The 23,553-nt window shown below is 61.4% G+C and carries 21 protein-coding genes; 17 read left to right on the top strand and 4 right to left on the bottom strand.

Annotated features, from left to right (window positions below; all coding sequences use genetic code 11):
• Nucleotides 1-46: 46 nt before the first annotated feature.
• Nucleotides 47-1,345 (bottom strand): putative ABC transporter permease, encoded by a 1,299-nt coding sequence (locus WMO45_RS08255; RefSeq protein WP_349140166.1) that lies wholly within the window; start codon nt 1,343-1,345, stop codon nt 47-49.
• Nucleotides 1,346-1,507: 162 nt separating this feature from the next.
• Here WMO45_RS08255 and WMO45_RS08250 point away from each other — a divergent pair, with 162 nt between their 5' ends.
• From WMO45_RS08250 to WMO45_RS08225, 6 genes are all read left to right on the top strand, one after another.
• A complete protein-coding gene (locus WMO45_RS08250; protein WP_349140165.1) occupies nt 1,508-2,032 on the top strand; it encodes a nitroreductase family protein in 525 nt (174 codons plus the stop codon).
• A 166-nt stretch (nt 2,033-2,198) separates the two neighbouring features.
• Nucleotides 2,199-2,465, top strand: coding sequence for a 30S ribosomal protein S15 (gene rpsO / locus WMO45_RS08245; protein WP_087188508.1), 267 nt, complete (start codon nt 2,199-2,201; stop codon nt 2,463-2,465).
• Nucleotides 2,466-2,638: 173 nt separating this feature from the next.
• The gene (locus tag WMO45_RS08240; RefSeq protein ID WP_349140164.1) at nt 2,639-4,789 is read left to right on the top strand and encodes a polyribonucleotide nucleotidyltransferase; all 2,151 of its coding nucleotides are present in this window, start codon (nt 2,639-2,641) and stop codon (nt 4,787-4,789) included.
• Between the two features lie 82 nt (nt 4,790-4,871).
• On the top strand, nt 4,872-4,997 hold the full coding sequence (locus WMO45_RS08235) for a hypothetical protein (RefSeq protein WP_349140163.1): 126 nt from the start codon (nt 4,872-4,874) through the stop codon (nt 4,995-4,997).
• Nucleotides 4,998-5,055: 58 nt separating this feature from the next.
• On the top strand, nt 5,056-6,306 hold the full coding sequence (locus WMO45_RS08230) for a M16 family metallopeptidase (RefSeq protein WP_349140162.1): 1,251 nt from the start codon (nt 5,056-5,058) through the stop codon (nt 6,304-6,306).
• Between the two features lie 165 nt (nt 6,307-6,471).
• Complete coding sequence (locus WMO45_RS08225; RefSeq protein ID WP_349140161.1) at nt 6,472-7,101, top strand: hypothetical protein; 630 nt, start codon at nt 6,472-6,474, stop codon at nt 7,099-7,101.
• 40 nt (nt 7,102-7,141) lie between these two features.
• Here the strand turns inward: WMO45_RS08225 and WMO45_RS08220 are convergent, their stop codons facing one another.
• Together WMO45_RS08220 and WMO45_RS08215 are read right to left on the bottom strand one after the other, a co-directional pair.
• Nucleotides 7,142-8,146 carry an ATP-binding protein gene (locus WMO45_RS08220; RefSeq protein ID WP_349140160.1) on the bottom strand — a complete coding sequence of 335 codons (1,005 nt, stop codon included), beginning with the start codon at nt 8,144-8,146 and terminating at the stop codon, nt 7,142-7,144.
• Nucleotides 8,147-8,149: 3 nt separating this feature from the next.
• Nucleotides 8,150-9,118 carry a DnaD domain protein gene (locus tag WMO45_RS08215; protein ID WP_349140159.1) on the bottom strand — a complete coding sequence of 323 codons (969 nt, stop codon included), beginning with the start codon at nt 9,116-9,118 and terminating at the stop codon, nt 8,150-8,152.
• A gap of 168 nt (nt 9,119-9,286) precedes the next feature.
• Here WMO45_RS08215 and WMO45_RS08210 point away from each other — a divergent pair, with 168 nt between their 5' ends.
• From WMO45_RS08210 to WMO45_RS08165, 10 genes are all read left to right on the top strand, one after another.
• On the top strand, nt 9,287-9,607 hold the full coding sequence (locus tag WMO45_RS08210) for a cell division protein ZapA (RefSeq protein ID WP_349140158.1): 321 nt from the start codon (nt 9,287-9,289) through the stop codon (nt 9,605-9,607).
• 36 nt (nt 9,608-9,643) lie between these two features.
• Nucleotides 9,644-11,722: a U32 family peptidase gene (locus tag WMO45_RS08205; protein WP_349140157.1), complete on the top strand. Its 2,079-nt coding sequence runs from the start codon at nt 9,644-9,646 to the stop codon at nt 11,720-11,722.
• A 4-nt stretch (nt 11,723-11,726) separates the two neighbouring features.
• Nucleotides 11,727-12,176 carry a dUTP diphosphatase gene (dut, locus tag WMO45_RS08200; RefSeq protein WP_349140156.1) on the top strand — a complete coding sequence of 150 codons (450 nt, stop codon included), beginning with the start codon at nt 11,727-11,729 and terminating at the stop codon, nt 12,174-12,176.
• Nucleotides 12,177-12,216: 40 nt separating this feature from the next.
• A complete protein-coding gene (locus WMO45_RS08195; RefSeq protein ID WP_349140155.1) occupies nt 12,217-12,807 on the top strand; it encodes a Maf family protein in 591 nt (196 codons plus the stop codon).
• 22 nt (nt 12,808-12,829) lie between these two features.
• Complete coding sequence (mreC, locus tag WMO45_RS08190; protein ID WP_349140154.1) at nt 12,830-13,672, top strand: rod shape-determining protein MreC; 843 nt, start codon at nt 12,830-12,832, stop codon at nt 13,670-13,672.
• Between the two features lie 4 nt (nt 13,673-13,676).
• Complete coding sequence (mreD, locus tag WMO45_RS08185) at nt 13,677-14,189, top strand: rod shape-determining protein MreD (RefSeq protein WP_349140153.1); 513 nt, start codon at nt 13,677-13,679, stop codon at nt 14,187-14,189.
• A gap of 21 nt (nt 14,190-14,210) precedes the next feature.
• Nucleotides 14,211-16,397 (top strand): penicillin-binding transpeptidase domain-containing protein, encoded by a 2,187-nt coding sequence (locus tag WMO45_RS08180; protein WP_349140152.1) that lies wholly within the window; start codon nt 14,211-14,213, stop codon nt 16,395-16,397.
• Between the two features lie 18 nt (nt 16,398-16,415).
• The gene (locus WMO45_RS08175) at nt 16,416-18,257 is read left to right on the top strand and encodes a glycoside hydrolase family 13 protein (protein WP_349140150.1); all 1,842 of its coding nucleotides are present in this window, start codon (nt 16,416-16,418) and stop codon (nt 18,255-18,257) included.
• Nucleotides 18,258-18,260: 3 nt separating this feature from the next.
• Nucleotides 18,261-19,142, top strand: coding sequence for a glycosyltransferase family 2 protein (locus WMO45_RS08170; RefSeq protein ID WP_349140148.1), 882 nt, complete (start codon nt 18,261-18,263; stop codon nt 19,140-19,142).
• 104 nt (nt 19,143-19,246) lie between these two features.
• Complete coding sequence (locus tag WMO45_RS08165; protein ID WP_349140147.1) at nt 19,247-20,404, top strand: MFS transporter; 1,158 nt, start codon at nt 19,247-19,249, stop codon at nt 20,402-20,404.
• A 49-nt stretch (nt 20,405-20,453) separates the two neighbouring features.
• Here the strand turns inward: WMO45_RS08165 and ftsH are convergent, their stop codons facing one another.
• Complete coding sequence (gene ftsH, locus WMO45_RS08160) at nt 20,454-22,583, bottom strand: ATP-dependent zinc metalloprotease FtsH (RefSeq protein WP_349140146.1); 2,130 nt, start codon at nt 22,581-22,583, stop codon at nt 20,454-20,456.
• Nucleotides 22,584-22,784: 201 nt separating this feature from the next.
• Between ftsH and rlmB the strand changes: the two genes are divergently transcribed.
• Complete coding sequence (gene rlmB, locus WMO45_RS08155) at nt 22,785-23,552, top strand: 23S rRNA (guanosine(2251)-2'-O)-methyltransferase RlmB (protein WP_349140145.1); 768 nt, start codon at nt 22,785-22,787, stop codon at nt 23,550-23,552.
• Nucleotide 23,553 lies beyond the last annotated feature (1 nt).

The raw sequence follows: 23,553 nt of genomic DNA, 5'->3' as shown, positions 1-23,553 counted from the left end.
GCACAAAAAAATCCCCCGGACACAAACGGTGTCCGGGGGATACAGTTTAATCGGTCATCTTGGCGTAGGGGTAAATGCGCTTCATCACAGCGTCATCGTAATGTTCATCCATATAAATTTCCCAGGCCTGCCGTGCGGGCTCTCCCGCACTGCGGGTGCTGTAGCGGGCCAAAGCCAGGCTGCTCACAGCCATATTTACCGCCATGAAGAGCAGCAGCAGCCACACTACCGTCTTGCCTGCTCGACGTGGAATCCGGGCGATCCAGCGTGCCAGGAGAGGGTATAGTCCACGGAACCAGGCCACAGCGGCAAAGCCCCAGAAAAAGCAGTAAAGCAGATTGATGCGCCCGCCCAGGTTAAAGGGAATGGCGCTGTAGTCCCAGAACACCGTACCGAATACCAGCTCAGTGAACACGCTGCACAGGTATTCATACAGTCCGCCCAGCAGCGTGCCCGCCACAAAAAAGAAACTGGATGAGCGGTCCCGATACCGATACAACAACAACGTGGCCGCCGCCAGAGCCAGGCCCCAGACAATGCTGAAGGGGCCCCACACCATGCTGCTTCGGCTCATCCATACCCCCATCTTCATCCGGCAGAACAGGGTTTCCACCAGATCGCCCACAACTCCGCCGATGAGGAACAAAAGCATGATGCTGTAAAAACTGTTGCCTCGGGAAAAGGGATTGTCGGCGTGTTTCTTCCAGTCATGGACAAAGACGGCGTCTGGATAGGTGCGCCGGATGCGGCCCTCTGTGTGGCGCAGCAGCCACTCCCCCATTCGCAGGGACAGGGAGGCCAGGCGATTGTTGACACTTTCTACCTGGGGCAGCAAATGCCGGGCGCCGCAGAGAGTTAGGATGGTACCGGCCGAATCCACCAACAGCAGGATCAGCAGTACCAGCAGGAGGATGCGCCCCAAAAGCGGGGGAAGGAGGTCAAACAGACCCAGCAGCAACGGGTTTCCCCACTGCACGGCCACAAGACCCAAAAATCCCCATAGGATAGAGGCGCTCAGACAGATGTACCCGTCCAGATTCCACCGCCGGCCGGAATAATCCCACCAACGGGTATGGGTAACCCGTTCCAGTAAATGTCCGGAGATCCACTCGGCCAAAGTGGCACAGACGGCACAGCCCAAAAACAAAAAGAAATAATTGCCCCGCAATTCCGCCAGGCCGGCAGAGAGGGCCACTGCGGTCAGACCGTAGGACAGACAGGAGGGACCATACAGGACGCTGCGGTCCACATAGCGGTGCTGCCGCACTGCGGCGGTCACCGTTTCCAGGACCCAGCCGAAGAACGCATAGCAGAAAAAGAGCCAGAGCAAAGAACTAAATTGCAAACCTCATCTACCTTTCTGTAAGAAGCGCTGTAGTACCTCCACAAGCGGTCGAGCTGCCGGCTTGTGAAAGGTGGTGGTTGTATCTTACCTTATTTTAAGATAAAATACAATCACAACACAAAAGGCGGCCGGAAGGATCGCCCATGGAAAGGAAGGAATGCTATGAACGAGGCAATGAATGTCCTGCTGCAGCGGCGCAGCTGCCGCAATTATAAGCCTGAGCAGATCAAGGAGGAGGAGCTGCAGGCGGTACTGCAGGCCGGCGTCTACGCCCCCACGGCCGGCGGGCGGCAGTCTCCCATCATCGTGGCGGTGCAGGATAAGGATACCATCGACCAGCTGCGCCAGATGAATGCGCAGATCATGGGCAATCCGGAGGCCGACCCCTTCTATGGAGCACCTACGGTGCTCATCGTTCTGGCCGATCTCAACAGCGCCAACCGGGTGTATGACGGCAGCTGCGTCATGGACAACCTGATGAACGCCGCCGAGGCGGTGGGGCTGGGCTCCTGCTGGATCCACCGGGCCAAGCAGGAGTTTGAGTCCGACGAGGGTAAGGCCCTGCTCAAGAAGTGGGGCGTGGAAGGCGAATATGAGGGTGTGGGCCACTGTGTGCTGGGCTACTGGGCAGAGGAGAAGCCCGCCCCTGCGCCCCGGAAGGACGGCTACGTATACTACGTGCGCTGAAAAAGAAAACCGGGCATTTTCCGCATGAGACCTTTACAATATGGAAAGAATATGATAAACTATCACAGCCTGTGAATCAGGCGCTTACCCCCGGCTTCGTCTCCTGGCTTTCACCGGCCGGTCACGCAGCCCGTGGGCAAATTTTCTGAAAGGTGGACATCCAACCATGATCCGTAAGGACGAAAAGACCGCTGTTATTGAAGCCAACCGCACTCACCCCACTGACACCGGCTCTCCTGAGGTGCAGATCGCCATTCTGACTGCCCGTATCCAGGAGCTGACCGAGCACCTGAAGATCCACAAGCACGACAACCACAGCCGCCGCGGCCTGCTGAAGATGGTCGGTAAGCGCCGCAAGATGCTGGACTACCTGATGGCCAAGGACATCGAGCGCTATCGTGCTATCATCGCCAAGCTGGGCATCCGTAAGTAATTGTATTGTAATAGGGGTGGCGCGGGACACCGTGCCACCCCTTCTTCCCATTCCTCAGAGCACGCTTTTTAGCAGTTGAACCTGGGCCCGGAGGCCGGACGTGGGTTCAAGTGCTAAAAAGAGCTCCGCTCTGATGTGTGGGAAACACCGAAGAAAAAGGAGGTATATCCCGCATGTCTACCATCATCAAGCACAAGGAATTTACCAACCGCCATGTCTACAAGACGGAGGTTGCCGGCCGTCCCCTGACCATTGACGTGGGTAAGGTGGCTGAACTGGCCACTGCGTCCGCCATGGTGACCTACGGCGAGACCACCGTGCTGGTGGCCGTGACCGTCTCTCCCCGTCCCCGGGACGGCGTGGACTTCTTCCCCCTGAGCGTGGACTTTGAGGAGAAGCTGTACGCCGTGGGCCGCATCCCCGGCTCCTTCATGCGCCGTGAGGGCCAGCCCTCCCTGCCCGCCGTGCTGGCCTCCCGCGTTATCGACCGGTCCATCCGCCCCCTGTTCCCCTATGATTTCCGCAACGACGTGGTGGTCACCGCCACTGTCATGAGTGTGGATCGGGACTGCTCTCCCGAGGTTACCGCTATGATCGGCGTATCTGCCTGCCTGGCGTTCTCCTGCATCCCCTGGGCCGGCCCCATCGGCTGCCTGGAGGTGGGCTATGTGGACGGCCAGATCGTCATGAACCCCACCAACGAGCAGAAGCATGCCTCTCAGCTGGATCTGACTGTGGCCGCCACCGACAAGAAGGTCATCATGATCGAGGCCGGCGCCAAGGAGATCCCCGATGACATCATGTACGACGCCATCGTGAAGGCTCACGAGGAGATCAAGGCTCAGGTGGCCTTCATCAACCAGATCGTGGCGGAGATCGGCAAGGAGAAGATGACCTACGACCACGCCGACTTCGATCAGGAGCTGTTCGATAAGATCGTGGAGGCCACCATGGACGAGGCCAAGGCTGCCATGGACACCGACGACAAGAACGTGCGCGAGGAGCGCTGGAATGCCCTCATCGAGCACTGGCATGAGCTCTTCCTGGAGGACTATCCCGAGATGGACAAGTACCTGGAGGAGATCACCTACAAGTTCCAGAAGAAGATCGTCAAGGCCTGGCTGCTGGAGGGTCACCGTGTGGACGGCCGCCAGAAGAACGAGATCCGGCCCCTGGCCGCTGAGGTGGGCGTGCTGCCCAAGGTCCACGGCTCGGGTCTGTTTACCCGTGGTCAGACTCAGGTGCTCTCCATCTGCACCCTGAACACCCTCTCCGCCGCTCAGAAGCTGGATACCATCTGGGAGGAAGAGGAGAAGCGGTACATGCACCACTACAACTTCCCCGCCTACTCCACCGGCGAGGCCCGTGCCGCCCGGTCCACCAACCGGCGTGAAAAGGGCCATGGCGCTCTGGCTGAGCGCGCTCTGGAGCCCGTCATCCCCTCTGTGGAGGAATTCCCCTACGCCATCCGCGTGGTGAGTGAGGTCCTCTCCTCCAACGGTTCCACCTCTCAGGGCTCCATCTGCGGCTCCACCCTGGCCCTGATGGATGCCGGTGTGCCCATCTCCGCCCCCGTGGCCGGCATTTCCTGCGGCCTGATCCAGGACGACGACGGATCCTTCCAGACCTTCATTGATATCCAGGGCGTGGAGGACTTCCACGGCGAGATGGACTTCAAGGTGGCCGGTACCAAGGCCGGTATCACCGCCATCCAGATGGACATCAAGAACGACGGTCTGACCCATGAGATCATCAAGGAGGCCCTGGCTATTACCAAGGACGCCCGGTATGCTATCCTGGACGAGATCATGCTGCCCTGCATCTCCAAGCCCCGTGAGGACGTGGCTGACACCGCGCCCAAGATGGTGAAGATGAAGATCGATGTGGACAAGATCCGCGAGGTCATCGGTTCCGGCGGCAAGGTCATCCAGAAGATCTGCGCCGACACCGGCGCCAAGATCGACATCGAGGACGACGGTACCATCTATATTGCCGGTACCGACAAGGCCTCCTGCGACGCCGCTAAGAAGACCATCGAAACCATCGTGTTCGTGCCAGAGGTGGGCCAGCTGTACTACGGCAAGGTAGTACGCATCCTGCAGTTCGGCGCCTTCGTGGAGCTGGCTCCCGGCAAGGATGGCATGGTCCACATCTCCAAGCTGGCTGACCGCCGCGTGGAGAAGGTGGAGGACGTGGTGAACATCGGCGACATGATCTGGGTCAAGGTCACCGACATCGACGAGAAGGGCCGCGTCAACCTCTCCTATCGGGATGCCCTGAAGGAGATCAAGGCCAAGAAAGAGGCCGGCGAGCCCATCAAGTAATCAACTGAATCCGGACCGGGCGGGGAAATTCCCCCGCCCGGTTTTCAATTTGCGGCTGACAAGCTTGGGCGGATGTGGTATAGTGGCAGTGATTTCAACAACGGAAAGGGAGCGTTGCGGCATGAAAAAGAAGGTCGTGGGCTATCTGGCGCTGGTACTGGCCATTACGGCGGTGGTTTTGCTGCTGATCGCTCTGCGTGGAGCGTAAAGGACCCCCGTTCCGGCCATACTAAGGAAAAAACGTAGAAGTGCGAGGTTATCGTGGTTTGATCTATGAAAAACAGACGCTCCCCAACGGGGTGCGCATCCTGACCGAGCCAGTCCCCGGCGTGCGTTCAGCGGCGCTGGGAATCTGGGTGGGCACCGGTTCCCGCCATGAGAAGGCGGGGGAAAACGGCGCGGCCCACTTTATTGAGCACATGCTCTTCAAGGGGACGGCGCGCCGCACTGCGGCCCAGCTGGCCGAGGAGATGGACGCGGTGGGGGGCCAGGTAAACGCCTTCACCACCAAAGAGTGCACCTGCTTTTATGCCCGAGTGCTGGACACTCACCTGCCCCGGGCGACCGACATTCTGTGCGACATGTTCTTCCACTCCCGATTCGATGACGCCGATGTGGAGACCGAGCGGGGGGTCATCCTGGAGGAGATCGGCATGTACGAGGACAACCCGGAGGACCTGTGTGCCGAGCGGCTGGCGGGGGCGGTGTTCCGGGGGTCCCCCCTGGCCCGGCCCATTTTGGGGAAACGGGCCACCTTGGAGAAGATGGACGGGGCCTGGCTGCGGGACTACCAGCGGACCCACTACGGGCCCGAGCGCATCGTGGTGGCCCTGGCGGGCAGTTTTACCCAGGCCGATGTGGACGACCTGGCGGCCCGCTTTTCTGCCCTGGCGCCGGCTTGCCCCCTTGCTCTGCGCCCCGCGGCTTATACCCCGGGGGTGGTGGTGAAAAAGAAGGCCATTGAGCAGAACCATCTGACCCTGGCCTTCCCCGGCCTACCCTTTTCCGACCGGCGGCGGTTTGCGCTGCAGCTGCTGTCTTCCATTCTGGGGGGCGGCATGTCCTCCCGCCTGTTCCAGCAGGTGCGGGAGCGGCAGGGACTGTGCTATTCCATCTATTCCTACGGCACCTGCCACGACGATACCGGTTACTTCGGGGTGTACACCGCTCTGGGTAAGGAGACCGAGCGGCAGGCCCTGGACACCATCCTGCGGGTCATCCGGGAGGTGGCCGGGGAGGGAGTTACCCAGGCCGAGCTGGACCGGGCCCGGGAGCAGTCCAAGTCCAACGTGCTCATGGGTCTGGAGTCCACCCAGTCCCACATGAGCAGCCTGGCCCGTGGCGAGCTGCTCCAGGGCGAGGTGCTGGACGAGGATCAGATCATCGCCGCCTACGATGCAGTTACCCGGGAGGACGTGCGGAAACTGGCCCAGGAGCTGTTCCGTTTTGACCAGGCCTCCCTGTCCGCCGTGGGCAGGGTGGGGAGCGCCGAGGAATATCAGGCGCTGCTGCAATAAAAAAGAGGAAGGACCAAAGGTCCTTCCTCTTTTGGTTATGGTTGACAATAATAGGACGATGTGATAAGACTAAAATAAAAGGCGTAAGTCTAACCGCTGCTTGGGGCCTTATCCGTTTAACCTGATAAAAGAAGAAAGATGCTTGGATAAAGGGGTGTGTGAGCAGTGATCCAACAAAATCGATTAGAAAATAAAGCGCGATGGCTCCTTGGGGCTGAGATTCTTTTGCTTGGACTGGTGGCGGTATCGCTGATTCCGCAGCCCAAGAGCGAGCCGATTTTGCGGACGATCCAGCACAACGCATGCTCCTTGGAAGGACAGCTTGCGTTCTTGGGTGAGAGCGGAGTGCGGTATCAACCGGTGGCGGAGCGTCGTGATGGGACAAACGTCCAGATCGAATATGCAAAAGCCAACTACTATATTGTAGATGGGCAGTATTACGTGGATATGGGTGACGGCCCTGTTCCGATACCGACGCCGGAGGAAGAGTTGCCTGTTGTCCAGGAGATGTTTCAGCGTGCCAGTGTGCTTCCAAGCTATGATGTTTCTGAGCTGACATTCCGTTCCAGCTATGCGACACTGCTCCCGGACCTGGAAACGGGAGAACTGGTTTGGTGCCAGGCGGAAGAGTACGAGCGGGAAGGGACGGAGTGGATCCTTCGGATGTATTTTCGCTCTGATGAGCTCTATGCCATTCAGTGTAAGGAAGACAGACGATATATATATTATGTTTCGAGTTTTTCCGGGCAGCCGTCAGAGACAATAGAATTGCCAGCTTCTGCACAGACCGTGTAAAAAAGAGCCGGTGGAGCATCTCTGCTCCACCGGCTCTTTTTTATAACCGCTGTTTGCGCTGCAGGCGGATGTCCTCCCCGTAAAAGGGCAGTACCCGGTACTCACCCTCCAGACGGGAGGCGATCTGCGGGGTATAGCGCTCCCGCACCTGCCCCATGGACAGGTTGGAGGAGATCACCGTCTGCTTGTCCGCCGTCAGGCGGGTGTTCACCAGCGTGTAGAGGGCCGACTGGACAAAGGGGGTGGTGAGCTCGCTGCCCAGGTCGTCCAGGATCAGCAGGTCGCACCCCAGATACCGCCGGGTCTCGTCCCGGGCCTCCCCCGCCTCTGCCCTGTCCCGGGCGAATTTCTGCTCCTCAAACCGGGCGAAGATGTTCACCGCCGTGTCGTACACGACAGAAAAGCCGTTTTCCGACACGGTGCGGGCAATGCAGGCGGAGAGGAAGGTCTTGCCCAGCCCGGGCGCGCCGGTGAGAAAGAGATTGTGGAAGTAGAACTTGCCGAACTTCTGGGCATAGTTGAGACAGACCTCGTAAATAAACTCCATGTTTTCCCGGGGAGTGAGGGACTCCCCCTTCCAGGGCAGAGAGGAATAATAGTCCAGGGAGAAGGTGTCAAAGGACTGCTCGCCCAGGTCCAGCAGTTTGGACAGCTCCTTGATCTGTTCCTCGGTGCACAGCTGCTTGAGGCACTCGCACATCTCGGCCCCCACCCAACCGGTGTCGTTGCACTTGGCGCAGGCCGGGTGTTCGTCCAGGGCATCGGCGGGATAACCGTTCTGCTCCAGCAGAGTAGCCCGCTCAGCCTGCAGGTCCAGATTTTCGTCCCGGATGACCTGGATGGCGGGCACCGGATTGCTCCCGTCCCGCAGGGAGGCGGCGATGATCTGCAGAATGGTCTTGCGCAGCTCCCGGTCGATCTGTGCTACCCGGGGCAGCTGGGCATAGATCCGCGCCCGGCGGCGCTCCAGTTCCTCGGCGCGGCGCTTGCGCCCGGCCTCCAGACGCTGGGTGGCCCGGCGCAGAACGCTGGCTTCGTATCCCATGGCTTACTCCCCCTCCGTTTCTTTCTGCCGGCGCAGGAAGGCGCGCATCCGCTCCAGATCCTCCCGCACCCGCTGGTCGGCCTCCCCGTCGGCGGGGCGGGCGGCCGGTGCGGCGGTCTGGGGCCGGAACTGCCGGTCCCCGGCCTCGATCTCCGCCAGGGTGTGCAGGTTCTTCTTGTGCCAGCCGCACAAAATACCATTCATGTAATCCCAGTCCATGCCCTGTTTTTTGTAGACCGTCTTTTCGTAAGCCAGGCGCAGGGCCTCGTCGGAAAAGCCCATGTCGGTCCAGGCTGCCACCTTCTTGCGCTCCTTCTCCACCAGGGGCCGGGGCTTGAGATCCAGCAGGCGGAGGATTTCCCCCTCCCGGGTGCGGTAGAGGGCCTGCCGCTTCAGATGTTCCTCAGCGGCCTGGGCGGTGTCCACCCCCAGCCGGCGCCAGACGAAGCCCTCCTTCTGGATCTGGGACATGCGGGGCTTGCGGCCGGGGCCGTATTTGCGTTCAAACTCCTCCACGCACCAGCTCACCAGCAGACAGATCACCTCTGCTGGCAGGGCCAGGTAGTCGTACAGGGTGTAGAGACTTTTCAGATCGGCAGTGGACAAGATCTTCCCCAGCCGCCGCTGTACCTCGCTGACCAGGCCGGGGAAGGAGGAAGAGGCGTCCTCCAGCTCGTGGGTGATATCGGCAGCGGTGTACTCCGGCGGCCCGGCGGGCGCGGGGGGAGCAGGGGCTTCCGCCTGCATCTTCCCGTCGGCCAGTCCCAGACGCACCAGGGCAGACAGAGCGTCCTCCAACCGGAGTGCGTCCCATTTCAGCCCCTTGCGGGCCTGCTCGGCCACCAGCACACCCCCGTGGCGCAGCAGCCACAGGTAGAGCAGCGCGGCGTCCCCGCTGCCTGCGGCCAGCAGCCGGTCGGCCGCCCGGGCCGTCATGGATAAAATCTCGCCGGGCAGCAGCAGTTCCGCCATGGGCCGGCCCCTCCTTTTTCGACATAGATTTAGATTATTATGATAGCACACTCCGCCGGCGGGGCAAAGGGTTAAAAAATGAAAATTCATGAAGAATTTATTTTTCATCCCCGGCGGACTATGGTATAATAACCTAAATAAGTATGACTAGAGTCAGGAGGGGTATCCATGAAAAACCGTGTGACCGTTACCATCGCCGGACAGGAGTATACGCTGGTAGGCACGGAGGATGTCAGCTATACCGAAAAGGTCGCCGCCCATGTGGACGCCAAGGTGCAGGAGGTCCTGGACGGAACGCGGGCCTCCCTGGTGGACGGGGCCATCCTGGCGGCGGTCAACATCACCGACGAGTATTTTAAAGAGCAGCAGGCGTCGGAGAACCTGCGCCGCCAGCTCAAGGAGTACCTGGAGGAGGCCACCAAGGCCAAGATGGAACTGTCCGAGGCCAAGCGGGAGATCTTCAAGCTCCAGAACCAGATCAAGAAGTAACGACACGGCGCATCCGCCGTGGGCATGGAGGTTTATATGCTGGAATTGCTCGCCCCCGCCGGCTCCATGGAGGCGGTGGCCGCCGCCGTGCAGAACGGCGCGGACGCCGTCTACCTGGGGTACGGGGACTTTAACGCCCGCCGCAACGCGAAAAACTTTTCCCGGGAAGAGTTTGCGGCGGCGGTTTCTTATTGCCATGTGCGTGGGGCCAGGGTATACCTGACCCTCAACACCCTGCTCACCGACCGGGAACTGCCCCGGGCGGCGGAATTTGCTGCCGAGGCCAGCGCGCTGGGTGCCGACGCGGTGCTCATTCAGGATCTGGGGGTGCTGCGGATGCTGCGGCAGGTGGCCCCCGACCTGCCGGTACACGCCTCCACCCAGATGACCATCCACAACCTGGATGGGGTGAAGATGGTGGCGGACCTGGGCCTGAGCCGGGCGGTGCTCAGCCGGGAGCTCTCCCGGGATCAGATCGAATACATTACCCAGCGCTCCCCCATCGAGATCGAGGTGTTTGCCCACGGAGCGCTGTGCATGTGCTATTCGGGACAGTGTTTCCTCTCCTCCATCATCGGCGGGCGCAGTGGCAACCGGGGTCTGTGCGCCCAACCCTGCCGCCTCAAGTACGGCTGGATGGACAAGGCCGACTCCTACCCCCTCTCCCTCAAAGACTTGTCTCTGGCGGGCCACCTGCGGGAGCTGCGCAAAATGGGGGTAAGCTGCGTCAAGCTGGAGGGGCGCATGAAGCGCCCGGAGTATGTGGCGGTGGTCACTGGCATCTACTCCCGGGCCATCAAAGAGGACCGGGAGCCCACGGCCGAGGAGCTGGAGCAGTTGCGCGCCGCCTTCTCCCGGCAGGGCTTTACCCAGGGTTACTATCTGGACCGGCAGGGACCGGATATGTTCGGTGTGCGGGAGGAGACCAAGGAACCGCGGGAGCTCTTTGCCGCCGCCCGCAACACATACCAGAGCGGCGAGGCCCAGCGGGTCCCCGTTACCTTTTACGCCATGCTCCGCCCCGGCGAGCCCGCCCGGGTGGGGGTGGAGGACCCGGCGGGCCGGGTGGTGACGGTGGAGGGCCCCGTGCCTGAGGCCGCCCGCACCCGCCCCCTGACGGCGGAGGCGGTACAGACCCAGCTCTCCCGTACCGGCGGCACCCCCTACCGCTGCGAGAAGGTGCGCGCGCTGGTGGAGGACGGGCTCTCCCTGCCTCTGGCCAGCCTCAACGCCCTGCGGCGGGAGGCGCTGGATGGCCTGACCCGCCAGCGGGAGGAACTGCCCCGGCGGCGGAGCGGGGAATATCATGCCGGGGTGCGCTATGAAAATTGTAAAGAGCCGCCGGTGCTCACCCTGTCGATGCGCACGGCGAAGCAGGTGACGCCTGAACTGCTGGCCCTGGGGCCCGCGCTGGTCTACCTTCCCCTGGAGGAACTGGCTGCCCACCCGGAGAAGGCTCAGGCCCCGGCGGGGACCCGGATCGGTGTCATCCTGCCCCGGGTGGCCTGGGACCGGGAGATGGGCCAGGTGGAGGAGCAGCTGCGGCAGGTGAAAGATCTGGGCGTAACCGACGCGCTCATCGGCAACCTGGGCATGCTCCCTGTGGCAAGGGAGTTGGGCTTCACCCTCCGGGGTGATTTTGGGCTGGAGGTCTACAACTCACAGGCAGTCAAGGAGTACAAGCGCTTGGGATTTGCCTCTCTTACCCTCTCCTTTGAGCTTAAGCTACCCCAGCTGCGGGACATCTCCAAGAGCGTGGATACCGAGCTCATCACTTACGGACGTCTGCCGCTGATGATCATGGAAAACTGCATCATCAAAAACCGCAGCGGCTCCTGCAACTGCCAGAACAGCAACATCCTCACCGACCGCAAGGGAGCCCGCTTCCCGGTGGTAAAGGCCCCCGGCTGCCGCAACGAACTGCTCAATTCCCAGAAGCTCTTCCTGGCGGACAAGGCGGCGGACTACCGGCACATTGGCCTGTGGGCGCAGCGGCTGCTGTTTACCACCGAAAATCCCCGGGAGTGTGTCCAGGTGGTCAAGCGTTACCTGGAACAGAGCACATGGAGTCCCAACGAGTATACCCGGGGTCTATACTATAGAGACGTGGAGTGAAACCATGGACCTGAAAATCAAGGCAGTCTCCCCCAAGATCGGCCGGGAGATTCCCTATCCCTACTACGCCACTGCCGGCGCGGCGGCCATGGACCTGTGTGCCTGCGTGGATGAACCGGTGGAGGTGGCACCCGGCGCATTGGTGAGCCTGCCCACCGGTATTGCCATTGCCCTGCCCTCGGCGGAGTATGTGGCCCTGGTCTTTGCCCGCTCGGGGCTTGGGGTGCGCCACGGGATCACCCTCTCCAACGGCGTGGGAGTGATCGACAGCGACTATCGGGGGGAGATCCGGGTGGGGCTGACCAACCTCTCCTCTGTTCCCTATACCATTCAGCCCGGGGACCGCATTGCCCAGCTGGCGGTCCTGCCTGTGGCCCAAGCGCGGCTGCAGATCGTGGAAGAGCTGGACGAGACCGAACGGGGCAGCGGCGGATTTGGATCCACTGGGACCTGAAGGCCGCCCCCATACCACAGGAAAGGAACGAACCAAATCGATGGAACTCATTCTGGCCTCCCGGTCGCCCCGGCGGCGGGAGCTTTTGGAGCGCATGGGCCTGCGGGATTTCCGCATCGTGACCCCCGACATCGACGAGCACATGGAGCGCGAGATGCCTCCCGAGGAGCTGGTGCAGCGCATCTCGGCGGAGAAGGCCCGGGCTGTGCGGGAACAGGTGGGCGGCGACGCCATCGTCATCGCTGCCGACACGGTGGTGGCCCTGGACGGGGCAGTGCTGGGTAAGCCGGTGGACGAGCTGGAGGCATTCAAGATGCTCTCCACCCTCTCGGGCAACCGGCACCAGGTGTACACCGGCCTGACCGTGCTGCGGGGGGAGGAAATGCACACCGTCAGCGAAGAGACCACCGTGTCCTTCCGGGAGCTGAGCGAGGAAGAGATCGAATGCTATATACGCACCGGGGAGCCGGCGGACAAGGCGGGCGCCTACGGCATCCAGGGCTACGGCGCCCTGCTGGTGGACGGCATCCAGGGAGATTATTACAACGTCATGGGCCTGCCGGTGTGCCGGCTGGGCCGCATCCTGCGGCAGATGGGCGTGGACTGCATGGCCCTGGCGGCGGAGCATTGAACAGGGAAGGCTGGGCAGCGGCGTGAAGGATTTTTTCCGGCACAACGGCATATTGCTTTTAATCGTGGCCATTTTGCTGGCGCTGGTGACGGCGGTGGTCTCCCTGTTGCTGGGCGGGGTGGCCGATCCGCTGTCCAATCTGGCGGGTATCATCACCACCCCCGTGCGCAACGGCATCAGCGCGGTGACCAACTGGACGGAGGAACGGTACAACGACGCCTTCCAGCGCGAGCAGATGAAGCAGGAGAACGAGGAACTGAAAAAGCGGGTAGCCGAACTGGAGGAACAGGAACGCCAGGCGGAAGCCGCCCTGCAGGAAAACGAACGGCTGCGCAATCTGCTGGACCTGCGTCCCAGCAACCGCGCCTTTGAGTTGGAATCGGCCATGGTGACCGCCCGCTCTACCTCCAACTGGGAGTCCACCCTTACCATCAGCAAGGGTTCGGCTCAGGATGTGGCGGTGGATGACTGCGTGGTGGATGAGTACTGGAACCTGGTAGGTGTGGTGGCTGAAGTGGGTGAAAACTGGGCCACCGTACGTACCGTGGTGGACTCCGGCATTGAGATGGGCGGACAGCTCTCCCGCACCGGGGCAGCTGCCATTTTGGAAGGCGACTTTGCTCTTATGGGAGAGGGCAAGCTGAAGCTGAGCTATCTGCCGGAAAACAGTGAGCTCATCTCAGGCGATCAGGTGACCACCTCCGGCCGGGGCGGCGTGTATCCCTCGGGCCTGGTGGTTGGACATGTGGAAGAGGTGCGCACCGAGGCCTCCGGCATGACCCGTTATGCCGTCATTGTCCCCGAGACCAATCTGGACAGTCTTAAGCAGGTCTTTGTCATCAAAGACTTTGATATCGTGGAGTAAAACCATGACCAGACAGGATTTTTTGATCAAGTGGGGCGTATACGCCTTGGCCCTGCTGCCGGTGTGGTTTTTGGAGCTGTATGTGCTCAACCGCTTTCCGGTGTTCGGGGTAACCCCCATGCTGCTGCCCCTGGCCGCCATTTGCGTGGCGGTGCTGGAGGGAGCCGTGGCGGGAGGCGGCTTTGGCCTGGCCGTGGGCATTTTATGTGACGCGGTCTACTTTAACACCGACGGGACCATGACCATCGGCATTTGTGTGCTGGGTATCCTGGCCGGCGTGGTGGCCCAGTACGCCCTGCGGCAGGACCTGGTGGGGTGTCTGCTGTGCTCCTTCGTGGGATTGGTGCTCATGGATCTGGGACGTATGGTGGTACGCCTGCTGGCCTGGCAGACTCCGGTGAGCGCCATGCTGGCCGTAGCGGTGCCCGAAGTGCTCTGGTCCATGGTATTTGTGCCCCCGGTGTATCTGCTGTTTCGCTGGGTATACCGCCGGGTACCCAAGAAAACCGTACTCTGACCCCTGAAAAGGAGACCAGCCATGGAAGGCAGACAATTTCAACGGCGCGTGCTATCCGTCGTGCTGATCCTCATCGTGCTGCTGGCGGCATTTGCCAGCGTACTTTATAACCTGCAGATCGTCCACGGAGAGGACTACCGGGCCCAGTCGGCGGTAAAGATCGCCAACTGGGAGACGGTGGATGCCGCCCGGGGCGAGATTCTGGACCGGTATGGGCGGGTGTTGGTATCCAACCGGGCCACCTATCAGATCACCTTGAATACTACCATGATGGGTAATGAGGCTCAACGCAATCCCACCCTCTTGGAGCTCATCGAGATCTGCCGGGAGAACGGACAGAGCTGGACGGACCGGCTGCCGATTTCCACCGAGGCCCCCTTTACCTATACCAACGACACCCCCTTGGCCCGGGAAACTTCTGAGGGAACCGTTTCCCTCACCGACTTTGGAAAACTGCTGAATGCCCTGCCCCTGGGCAAAGAGGTCAAGGCGTCCCTGAATCTGCCTGACACCGATGCGGCGGCCCGGGCCGACAGCCTGGATGATCTGCCCCAGCCCCCTGCGGCAGAGGACGTGATTGCTGCGCTGCGCACCTATTTTGAGATCGACCCATCCTGGTCGGATGCCGATGCCCGGGCAGTGATCGGGGTGCTCTATGAGCTTAATCTGCGCAGCTGGAACATTGATCAGAGCGACTATGTCTTTGCCCAGGACGTGGACATCGACGTCATCTCCGGCATCAAGGAGCACGGACTCAACGGTGTGAGCATTGAGGCTACCACCGTGCGCCAGTACAACACCACCAGCGCCGCTCACCTGCTGGGCCGGGTAGGGCCCATTTTCTCCGAGGACTGGAGCAAGTACCGGGACTTGGGATACAGCATGAACGACAGTGTGGGCAAGGACGGCGTGGAGGAGGCCTTTGAGGAGTACCTGAGGGGTGAGTCTGGGGTGCGGGTGCAGGAGCTGTCCACCAGCGGCAAGGTGGTCAGTGAGAGCTGGTATACCGACCCTGAGACCGGTGAGACTCAGATTCCGAAACCAGGGGATAACGTGATGCTGACGCTGGACCTGCGCCTGCAGGAAAAGGTAGAGCAAGTGCTGGCTTCCACCATTGAGCAGCTGGATTCCGTCGACAAAAAGGGCGGCGCGGTGGTGGTGGAGAGCGTGAAGGACGGCGGCATCCTGGCGATGGCCTCCTACCCTACCTACGATTTGTCCACCATTTACAGCGACCAGACCCTCTATAACGAAGCTCTCAACGATCCCCTCAAGCCCTTTAACAACCGGGCAACCAAGGGCCTGTATTCCCCCGGCTCCACCTTTAAGCCCCTGGTAGGCATTGCGGCACTGGAGGAAGGTGTGACCACCCCCACCGAGACCATCCGGGATACCGGAAAGCTTTTGCTGCCGGAGGAGGAGCACTATCCTTACGGAGATTATCATCCGGAGTGCTGGTACTACCGCCAGTACGGCCGGGTACACGGCAATGAGAACCTGGCGGACGCCCTGCGGGATTCCTGCAACATCTACTTCTACACCATGGGCCATAGGTTGGGCATCGAGCGCATCGACGAATATGCCCAGATGTTCGGCCTGGGCCAGTACACCGGCCTGGAGCTGGAGGAGGCCAAGGGACGGGTGGCTGGGCCGGAGACCAGCGAGGCGCTGGGAATGGAGTGGTACGGGGGCAACCTGCTTTCCGCGGCCATTGGTCAGGACAACACCCTGGTTACTCCCCTGCAGCTGGCCAACTATATTACCACTCTGGTCAACGGTGGTACCCGGTATGAGACCCACCTGCTCAAGACGGTAAAGTCCAGCGACTACTCCGAGACCGTCTATGAACAGGAGCCGCAGGTGGCCGATACGCTGGAACTGGATCCGGACAATGTAGAGGCCGTAAAAAAGGGTATGTGGGAAGTGGCCAATGATCCGGACAGCTCGATCTACCGCTATCTCAGCAATCTGGCGGTGGAAGTGGGCGCCAAGACCGGCTCGGCCCAGGTGGCCTCCGACCAGGAAGCCAACGCCGTGTTCGTGTGCTTTGCCCCCTATGAGGATCCGGAGATCGCCATCTCGATCGTGGTGGAAGGCGGCGCATCGGGCAGTAATCTGGCCCAGGCGGTGGCCGAGATTGTAAACTATTATTTCAGCTCGGAGGAGAACATGCAGTCCGTGACAACGGAAAATACCCTCCTCCCCTGATGAAGGGAGTTTTGTTCCTTGCTGGATACACAGACCTTTGACAGCCGGGACCCAGAATTCAAACAGCCTTACGGCGCCGTCCCCTCTGGGACACCGGTGCGCCTGACCCTTCGTCCGCCCAGATCGGGCGGGTTTTCCGAAGCGGTACTCATCGCCTACTTTGAAAGCCGCAATGAGGAACGGCAGGAGCTGGCCATGACCTGGCAGGGGATGGAGGGCGACCGGGACCGGCTCACCGTAGAGCTGCCTACGGGGGACTATGTGGGGCTTATTTGGTATTCCTTCCGCCTGACGGGGCTGGACGGACGGCTGGAAGAGCTGGGGCCCTATCAGCTGACGGTGTATGACAGCAGCGAGGTTGTTCCGTCCTGGTTTGGCCAGGGCGTCACCTATCAGATTTTTCCCGACCGGTTCCGCCGCACCCGGGTTCCCGATCCCACTGGGATGGTAGGGGGACGGAGCGTCCACACCAGCTGGTACGAGCAGCCCTGCTACCGCCCGGACGCCAACGGCGAGGTGCGCAACCGGGACTTCTTCGGCGGCGATTTGAAGGGGGTACGGGAAAAACTGCCCTATCTGCGCGGCCTGGGAGTGGATACCATCTACTTCTGCCCTGTGTTCGAGGCGCCGGAGAACCACCGCTACGGTACCGCCGACTATGAGAAAATCGATCCCATGCTGGGCAGCGAGGAGGACTTCCGGGAGCTGTGCCAGGCAGCCCATGCACTGGGCATGCGGATTATGCTGGATGGGGTGTTTAACCACCAGGGCTTTGTCAGCCGTTACTTCAACGGCGACGGCTTTTACCCGGAGCCGGGGGCCAGCCAGTCCAAGGACAGTCCTTATTATCCCTGGTACAACTTCAGCCACTGGCCGGATCAGTACGACTCCTGGTGGGGCATTTATTCCCTGCCTGCCGCCGACGAATCAGAACCCTCCTATCGGGAGTATATTTTCGGGGGGGAACAGAGCATCATCCGCCGCTGGCTGCGGGCAGGGGCGGACGGCTGGCGGCTGGATGTGGCCGATGAGCTGCCGGATGACTTTGTCCACGGGATCCATCAGGCCGCGCGGGAGACCAGCCCTGATGCCGTTATTATCGGCGAGGTATGGGAGGACGGGTCGAACAAGATCGCCTATGGCGTGCGCCGCAAGCATATTCTGGGAGGACACTGCGACGGACTGATGAATTACCCCTTCCGCAACAATCTGATTGCCTATCTGCTGGGGGGAGACGCCTACTGTTTTATGCAGGCCATGGAGCAGCTGCGGGAAAATTACCCGCCCTTTGCCTTCTTCTCGGCCATGAATTTCCTGGGAACCCATGATACGCCCCGTATCCTTACCATCCTGGGAGTGGGCAGTGACTGCCGGGACCACGACAAGGACTGGCGGGCAGCCTATCGCATGACGCCGGAGCAGGCCAGTCTGGGCCGCCGGCGGCTGAAGCTGGGATCGCTGGTGCTCTTTGCTTTCCCGGGTTCCCCCATGATCTACTATGGGGACGAGGCGGGTATGGAGGGCTTTGAGGATCCCTTTAACCGTGCGCCCTTCCCCTGGGGACGGGAGGACAGAGAGCTTACCGACTGGTATACCGCCCTGGGCAAGGCCCGGGGAGAGCTGGCTCCCCTGCGGGAAGGCGATCTGCGCTGGCTGCGGGCCAGGGGGCGGGTACTGGCCTTCCTGCGTACCAAGGAGGAGCAGGAGGTGCTGGCTGCGGTCAACGCCGGGGATGCGCCTGAGACGCTGGAGCTGCCCTGGCCTGCTGTGGACTGCATGACCGGCACAGCACTGGAGGCTGGGGAGCAGACTCTGCCCCCCATGACCGGCTGGCTGCTGGTAAAGCAGAAAGGACGGTGACGCGTGGAACAGCCTTTGGTCAGCATCATCGTGCCCATATACAATGCCGCCCCGTATCTGGAGCGGTGCCTGGACTCCATTGCGGCCCAGACCTGGCGAAAGATCGAGGTGTGGCTGGTGGACGACGGCTCGGCGGATACCAGTCCGGCCATCTGCCGAGCAAGGAGCCAGACGGACCCTCGTTTCCACCTGCTGCGGCAGAAAAACGCAGGCGTATCCGTTGCCCGCAACCGGGCAATGGCCCGGGCCGGGGGGCAGTTTCTGCAATTTGTGGACGCGGATGATTACCTGCCGCCGGACGCCACCGAACAGCTGGTCCGCACAGCCCGCACCACCGGGGCGGACCTGGTCATCGGCCGTTTCTGGCGGGTGGCCGGTGTGCATAAGGCCCTGCAGGGACACATACGGCGGGATCGGGTGTTTACCCGGCAGGAGTTTGCAGGGGAAATGCTCAAGGCTCCAGCCAATTTCTATTACGGTGTGCTGTGGAATAAGCTTTACCGCCGCAGCATTGTGCAAGCCAATGGCTTGCGCTGCGATCCACAGCTGAGCTGGTGCGAGGACTTTTTGTTCAACCTGGAATATATCCGCTGTGCCCGGCTCATCGCATCCTGCTCCCGGCCCGTCTACTATTATGTCAAACGTTCGGGCAGCTTGGTGAATACACAGGCCACCCTGGCCCGGGCGGTCAAAATGAAGCGGGACACCTTCCCGCGCTACAAGGGCCTTTATCAGTCCCTGGATCTGTATGAGCAGCGCAAGCTGCGGGTGTACAGCTACCTGCTCTCTATGGCTACCGATGGAGGAAGCATCGGCCTGCCCCAGACCCCTGCTTTCCTGAAAAAGACCAGACGACCGCGCTCCGCCCGCCGGCGTGCGCGATAAAAGGAGCACAATATGGCTACTCCCATCTGATGACAGAGCAAAGAACGAACCCCGCCGGAACCGGACGGGGCTTTTGCCATGTCATTTTTTGGGAGGAATCAGAGATGAAATCTGACCGGCGCAGCATTCGGCTGCTATTTACGGTCTACTTTTTACAGGGAATGGTGTTCTATAGCCCGGTGGCCACCCTCTACCGTCAGGCCGCAGGACTGGACCTGTTTCAGATCGGGCTGATTGAAAGCCTCTCCATGGTGCTTATGCTGGCACTGGAACTGCCGTGGGGCGTGCTGGCCGACCGGTTGGGGCACCGGAGGACCCTTGTGATATGTGCCTTTGTGCTGGCTGTCTCCAAGGTGGTGTTCTGGAGGGCAGATTGTTTCGAAGACTTTCTGGCTGAGCGGGTATTGCTGGCCGTGGCCGGTTCCGGCCTGTCCGGATGCGACTCCGCCTACCTCTACGCCTGCTGCGGTGAAGGAGACCATCGCAGAGCATTTTCCCACTGGCAAGCGGTGGAGACCGCTGGGTTGCTCCTGGCCGCTCTGGCCTGGCCGCTGATGGGGGGGCGCTACCGCCTGGCTGCCCTGCTCACAGTGGGCACCTACGCTGCCGCTGCGCTGCTGACCCTGGGGCTGCGTGAGCCGGAAAGAAGGCATGAGGCCGAGGCCCGGCAGCGGCTGAGCCTGAAGGAGGCCCTGCGGGGTACATGGTCGGTGGCCCCCCTGTTGCTGGCTTTCTGCCTGGTGCAGGAGACGGCTCAGATGATTACCGTCTTTCTGGGGCAGGAGCAGTTTCTGCGGGCTGGGATTCCCCAGGGGTGGTTCGGACTGCTCCAGGCGGCCGTCACACTGGCCGGCCTGACGGCTGGGTTGTCCCACCGGTTTACCAAACGCCTGGGTACCCGCCGGGGCGGAATGACTCTGATGGCGGCCGGAAGCGGGGCCTGCCTGCTGCTGGCGGCGGTTCCATCCCCACTGCCCGCTGCGGCGGGGGTTGTCCTGCTGCGGGGCATACAGAGCCTGCTCCTTCCCCTTTCCCAGTCCATCCAGAATGAGCGGGCCGCTCCGATGGGGCGGGCGGCCCAGCTCTCCTGCAATGCCATGCTGCTGGATCTGGGCGGTCTGTGCCTCTATCCCGCCTTCGGTGCGCTGGCCGATCAAGGGGTGGCGCATGCTATGCTGCTGGGGACGCTGTGCTGCGGCATAGGGGCTGTGCTGTTTGGATGGGGAATGAACCGCCCCGGCCGGCCGCCGGTCAGCCGATAAGGGAAAAACAAAAAGGAGCGCCGCCCACTGGGCGGCGCTCCTTTTGCATTTATTCCTTTGGGGGTTCCTCCGAAGCGGGGGGCTCCGCGGGGGCCTTGTCCAGAGAGACAGGACCGGCAGAAGGCTGCTCCGGGGCGGCGGGAGTCTCGTGGGTGTCTACATACTGATAGGGGTCCACCTGATTGGGGTCCCGCCCTTCCAGGATGGCCACCATCTCGGCGCCGGTGATGGTTTCCTTCTCCAACAGGTAGGCCACCACTTTGTCCATGTCGTCCCGGTTTTCCCGGATGACCTCCACGGCCTTCTCATAGCACTGGGTGAGCAGCTGCTTCACCGCCTCATCCACAGCGGCGGCGGTGTCCTGGGCGCAGTCCATACCGTAGCCGCCCTCCAGGTACTGGTTGCGGCGGGAGGCCAGGGCCATCATGCCGAACTGGTCGCTCATGCCGTAGAGCACCACCATGCTCCGGGCCACGCTGGTGGCGTCCTGGATGTCCTGAGCTGCGCCGTTGGTCATGGTGTTCAGCACTACTTCCTCCGCGGCACGACCGCCCATGGACACGCAGATCTTGGCCAGCAGCTCGTCCTTGGTGCGCAGGTCGGTCTTGTCCTCCTCGGGCATCAGCAGGGTGTAGCCCAGAGAGCCCTGGGTGTGAGGAACAATGGTGATCTTCTGCACCGGCTCGGTGTTTTTCTGCTTGTAGGCCACCATGGCGTGGCCCACCTCATGGTAGGCCACCAGCTTTTTCTCAAACTCGGTGAGTACGCTGCCCTTCTTCTCCGAGCCGGCGATGACCAGCTCGAAGGAGACCAGCAGGTCCTCCTGATTGACTGCCTTGCGGCCCATGCGGACAGCGCGCAGGGCGGCCTCGTTGACCAGGTTGGCCAGGTCCGCGCCCACGGTGCCGGCAGTGGCGATGGCGATTTTTTTCAGGTCCACGTCCTCCGCCAGGCGGATGTTGCGGGTATGCACCTGCAGGGTGGCCAAACGGCCGGCCAGATTGGGCCGGTCCACGATGATGCGCCGGTCAAACCGGCCGGGCCGCAGCAGAGCCTGGTCCAGTACCTCAGGCCGGTTGGTGGCGGCCAGCAGGATGACGCCCTTGGTGGGGTCAAAGCCGTCCATTTCGGCCAGCAGCTGGTTGAGGGTCTGCTCACGCTCATCGTTGCCGCCCATGCGGTTGTCACGGGATTTGCCGATGGTGTCGATCTCGTCGATGAATACGATACAGGGGGCCATCTTATTGGCTTCCTTAAACAGGTCACGGACACGGGCCGCGCCCATGCCTACAAACATCTCCACAAAGTCAGAGCCGGAGATGGAGAAGAAGGGCACGTTAGCTTCACCGGCCACGGCCTTGGCCAACAGAGTCTTACCGGTGCCGGGCGGGCCCACCAGCAGCGCGCCCTTGGGAAGCTTTGCGCCGATTTCCGTGTATTTCTGGGGATTGTGGAGGAAGTCAATGATCTCCACCAGGGACTCCTTGGCTTCATCCTGACCGGCCACATCTTTAAAGGTTACGCCGGTCTTTTTCTCCACATAGACCTTGGCGTTGGACTTACCCAGGTTGCCCAGGCCGCCCCCCATCTTGCCCGCCATGCCGCGGAACAGGAAGGAGAAGAGTACCACCATGATGACCATGGGCAGAACCCAGGTGATGAGCAGGGAGATGATGGGATTGAGCTGTTCCTGATACTTGGGACCGTACTGGGTGACCCCATGCTCTTCCAGCAGGGTAATAAGCTGGGGGATATCTGAGGTGAGGGGCGCGCAGTAATAGGTCACGGCCTGCTCCCCGTTGAGATCCTCCAGAGGAGGCAGCCCCAGCGTGCTCTGGGGAGCGGAAGCCTGGGGCTCGGCGGTGGTCTGAGACTGGGTGGTGCTCTCGCTGTCCAGGGTAGCACCGTCCTTCAGGGTGATGGTGTATTTGCTGCTGTCCATCACCACGGACTCTACCTTGTCCTCCTCGACCAGCTGCCGGAACTGGCCGTAGGTGATCTCCACCGAATTGGCCCGTTGGGCCATGGAAGTGGCGTAGTTAAACAAAATCACAAGGATCAGCGCCCAAAGGACGATGGAGATCATGGCGGTGATATTGCGTTTGTTGTTGCCCCCGCCACGGCCGCGGTTGTTCTGGTTATCTGAATTCAAGAAAAGTTCCTCCTTGGTGCGAAACATTCAAAAGTCACAGCAATATAGTAGTTATAGCACAAGGAGGGGGAAAAAACAAGGAAAGGACTGGCGAAACCTGTAAACTTTCTATGAAAAGCCAAGCCCGGGCAGGGCCTTCTTTTTGCGGAAAAAACCACAGATTTGGCTTTTTCCCAGCTTCATCTTGTGGTATACTGAAAAGCACGAATGTGAAAGGCAGGACAGAGCATGAAGCAACGCAGACCGGCCCCCGATGCGGAGGCCGACGGCATCATCGAGGGCCGCAATGCCGTAACCGAGGCCCTGCGGGCAGGCACGCCCATTGACAAAATCTACCTCGCCCGGGGCGAGACGGACGCCGCCCTGGGGCATATCGCCTCTACCGCGCGCTCGGCCGGCGTTGTAGTGGTAGAGTGTGACCGGCGCAAGCTGGACAACATGAGCCGCACGCACGCCCACCAGGGAGTCATTGCCCTGGCTGCTGTGCGGGAGTATGCCAGCGTGGAGGATATTCTGGACGCCGCCCGGGAGAAGGGAGAGCCGCCTCTGATCGTGGTGTGTGATGAGCTCAGCGATCCCCATAACCTGGGCGCGGTGATCCGTACCGCTGAGTGCGCCGGGGCCCACGGCGTGATTATTCCCAAGCGGCGTTCAGCCGGTCTGACGGCGGTGGTGGCCAAGACCTCAGCAGGAGCGGTGAGCCATGTGCCGGTAGCCCGGGTGGCCAACCTGCCTGCCCTGCTCAAGCAGCTGAAGGACGAGGGCGTGTGGGTGTTTGGTACTGCGGCCGATGGAGACCGGCTGCTGTATGATGCGGACCTGAAGGGCCCTGCTGCCATTGTCATCGGCAGTGAAGGCAATGGTATGGGACGGCTTGTGGCTGAGACCTGCGATTTCAAGGTCCGTATCCCCATGAAGGGGAAACTCAATTCCCTCAACGCCTCCGCAGCGGCAGCCATCCTCCTCTACGAGGCGGTGCGCCAGCGGCTGGGGTGAG

This window comes from Flavonifractor hominis, from assembly GCF_040095835.1.
Taxonomy (GTDB): Bacteria; Bacillota; Clostridia; order Oscillospirales; family Oscillospiraceae; genus Flavonifractor; species Flavonifractor hominis.
Note: the sequence above shows the minus strand (reverse complement) of the source record. Positions and strands in the feature narration are given on the sequence as shown.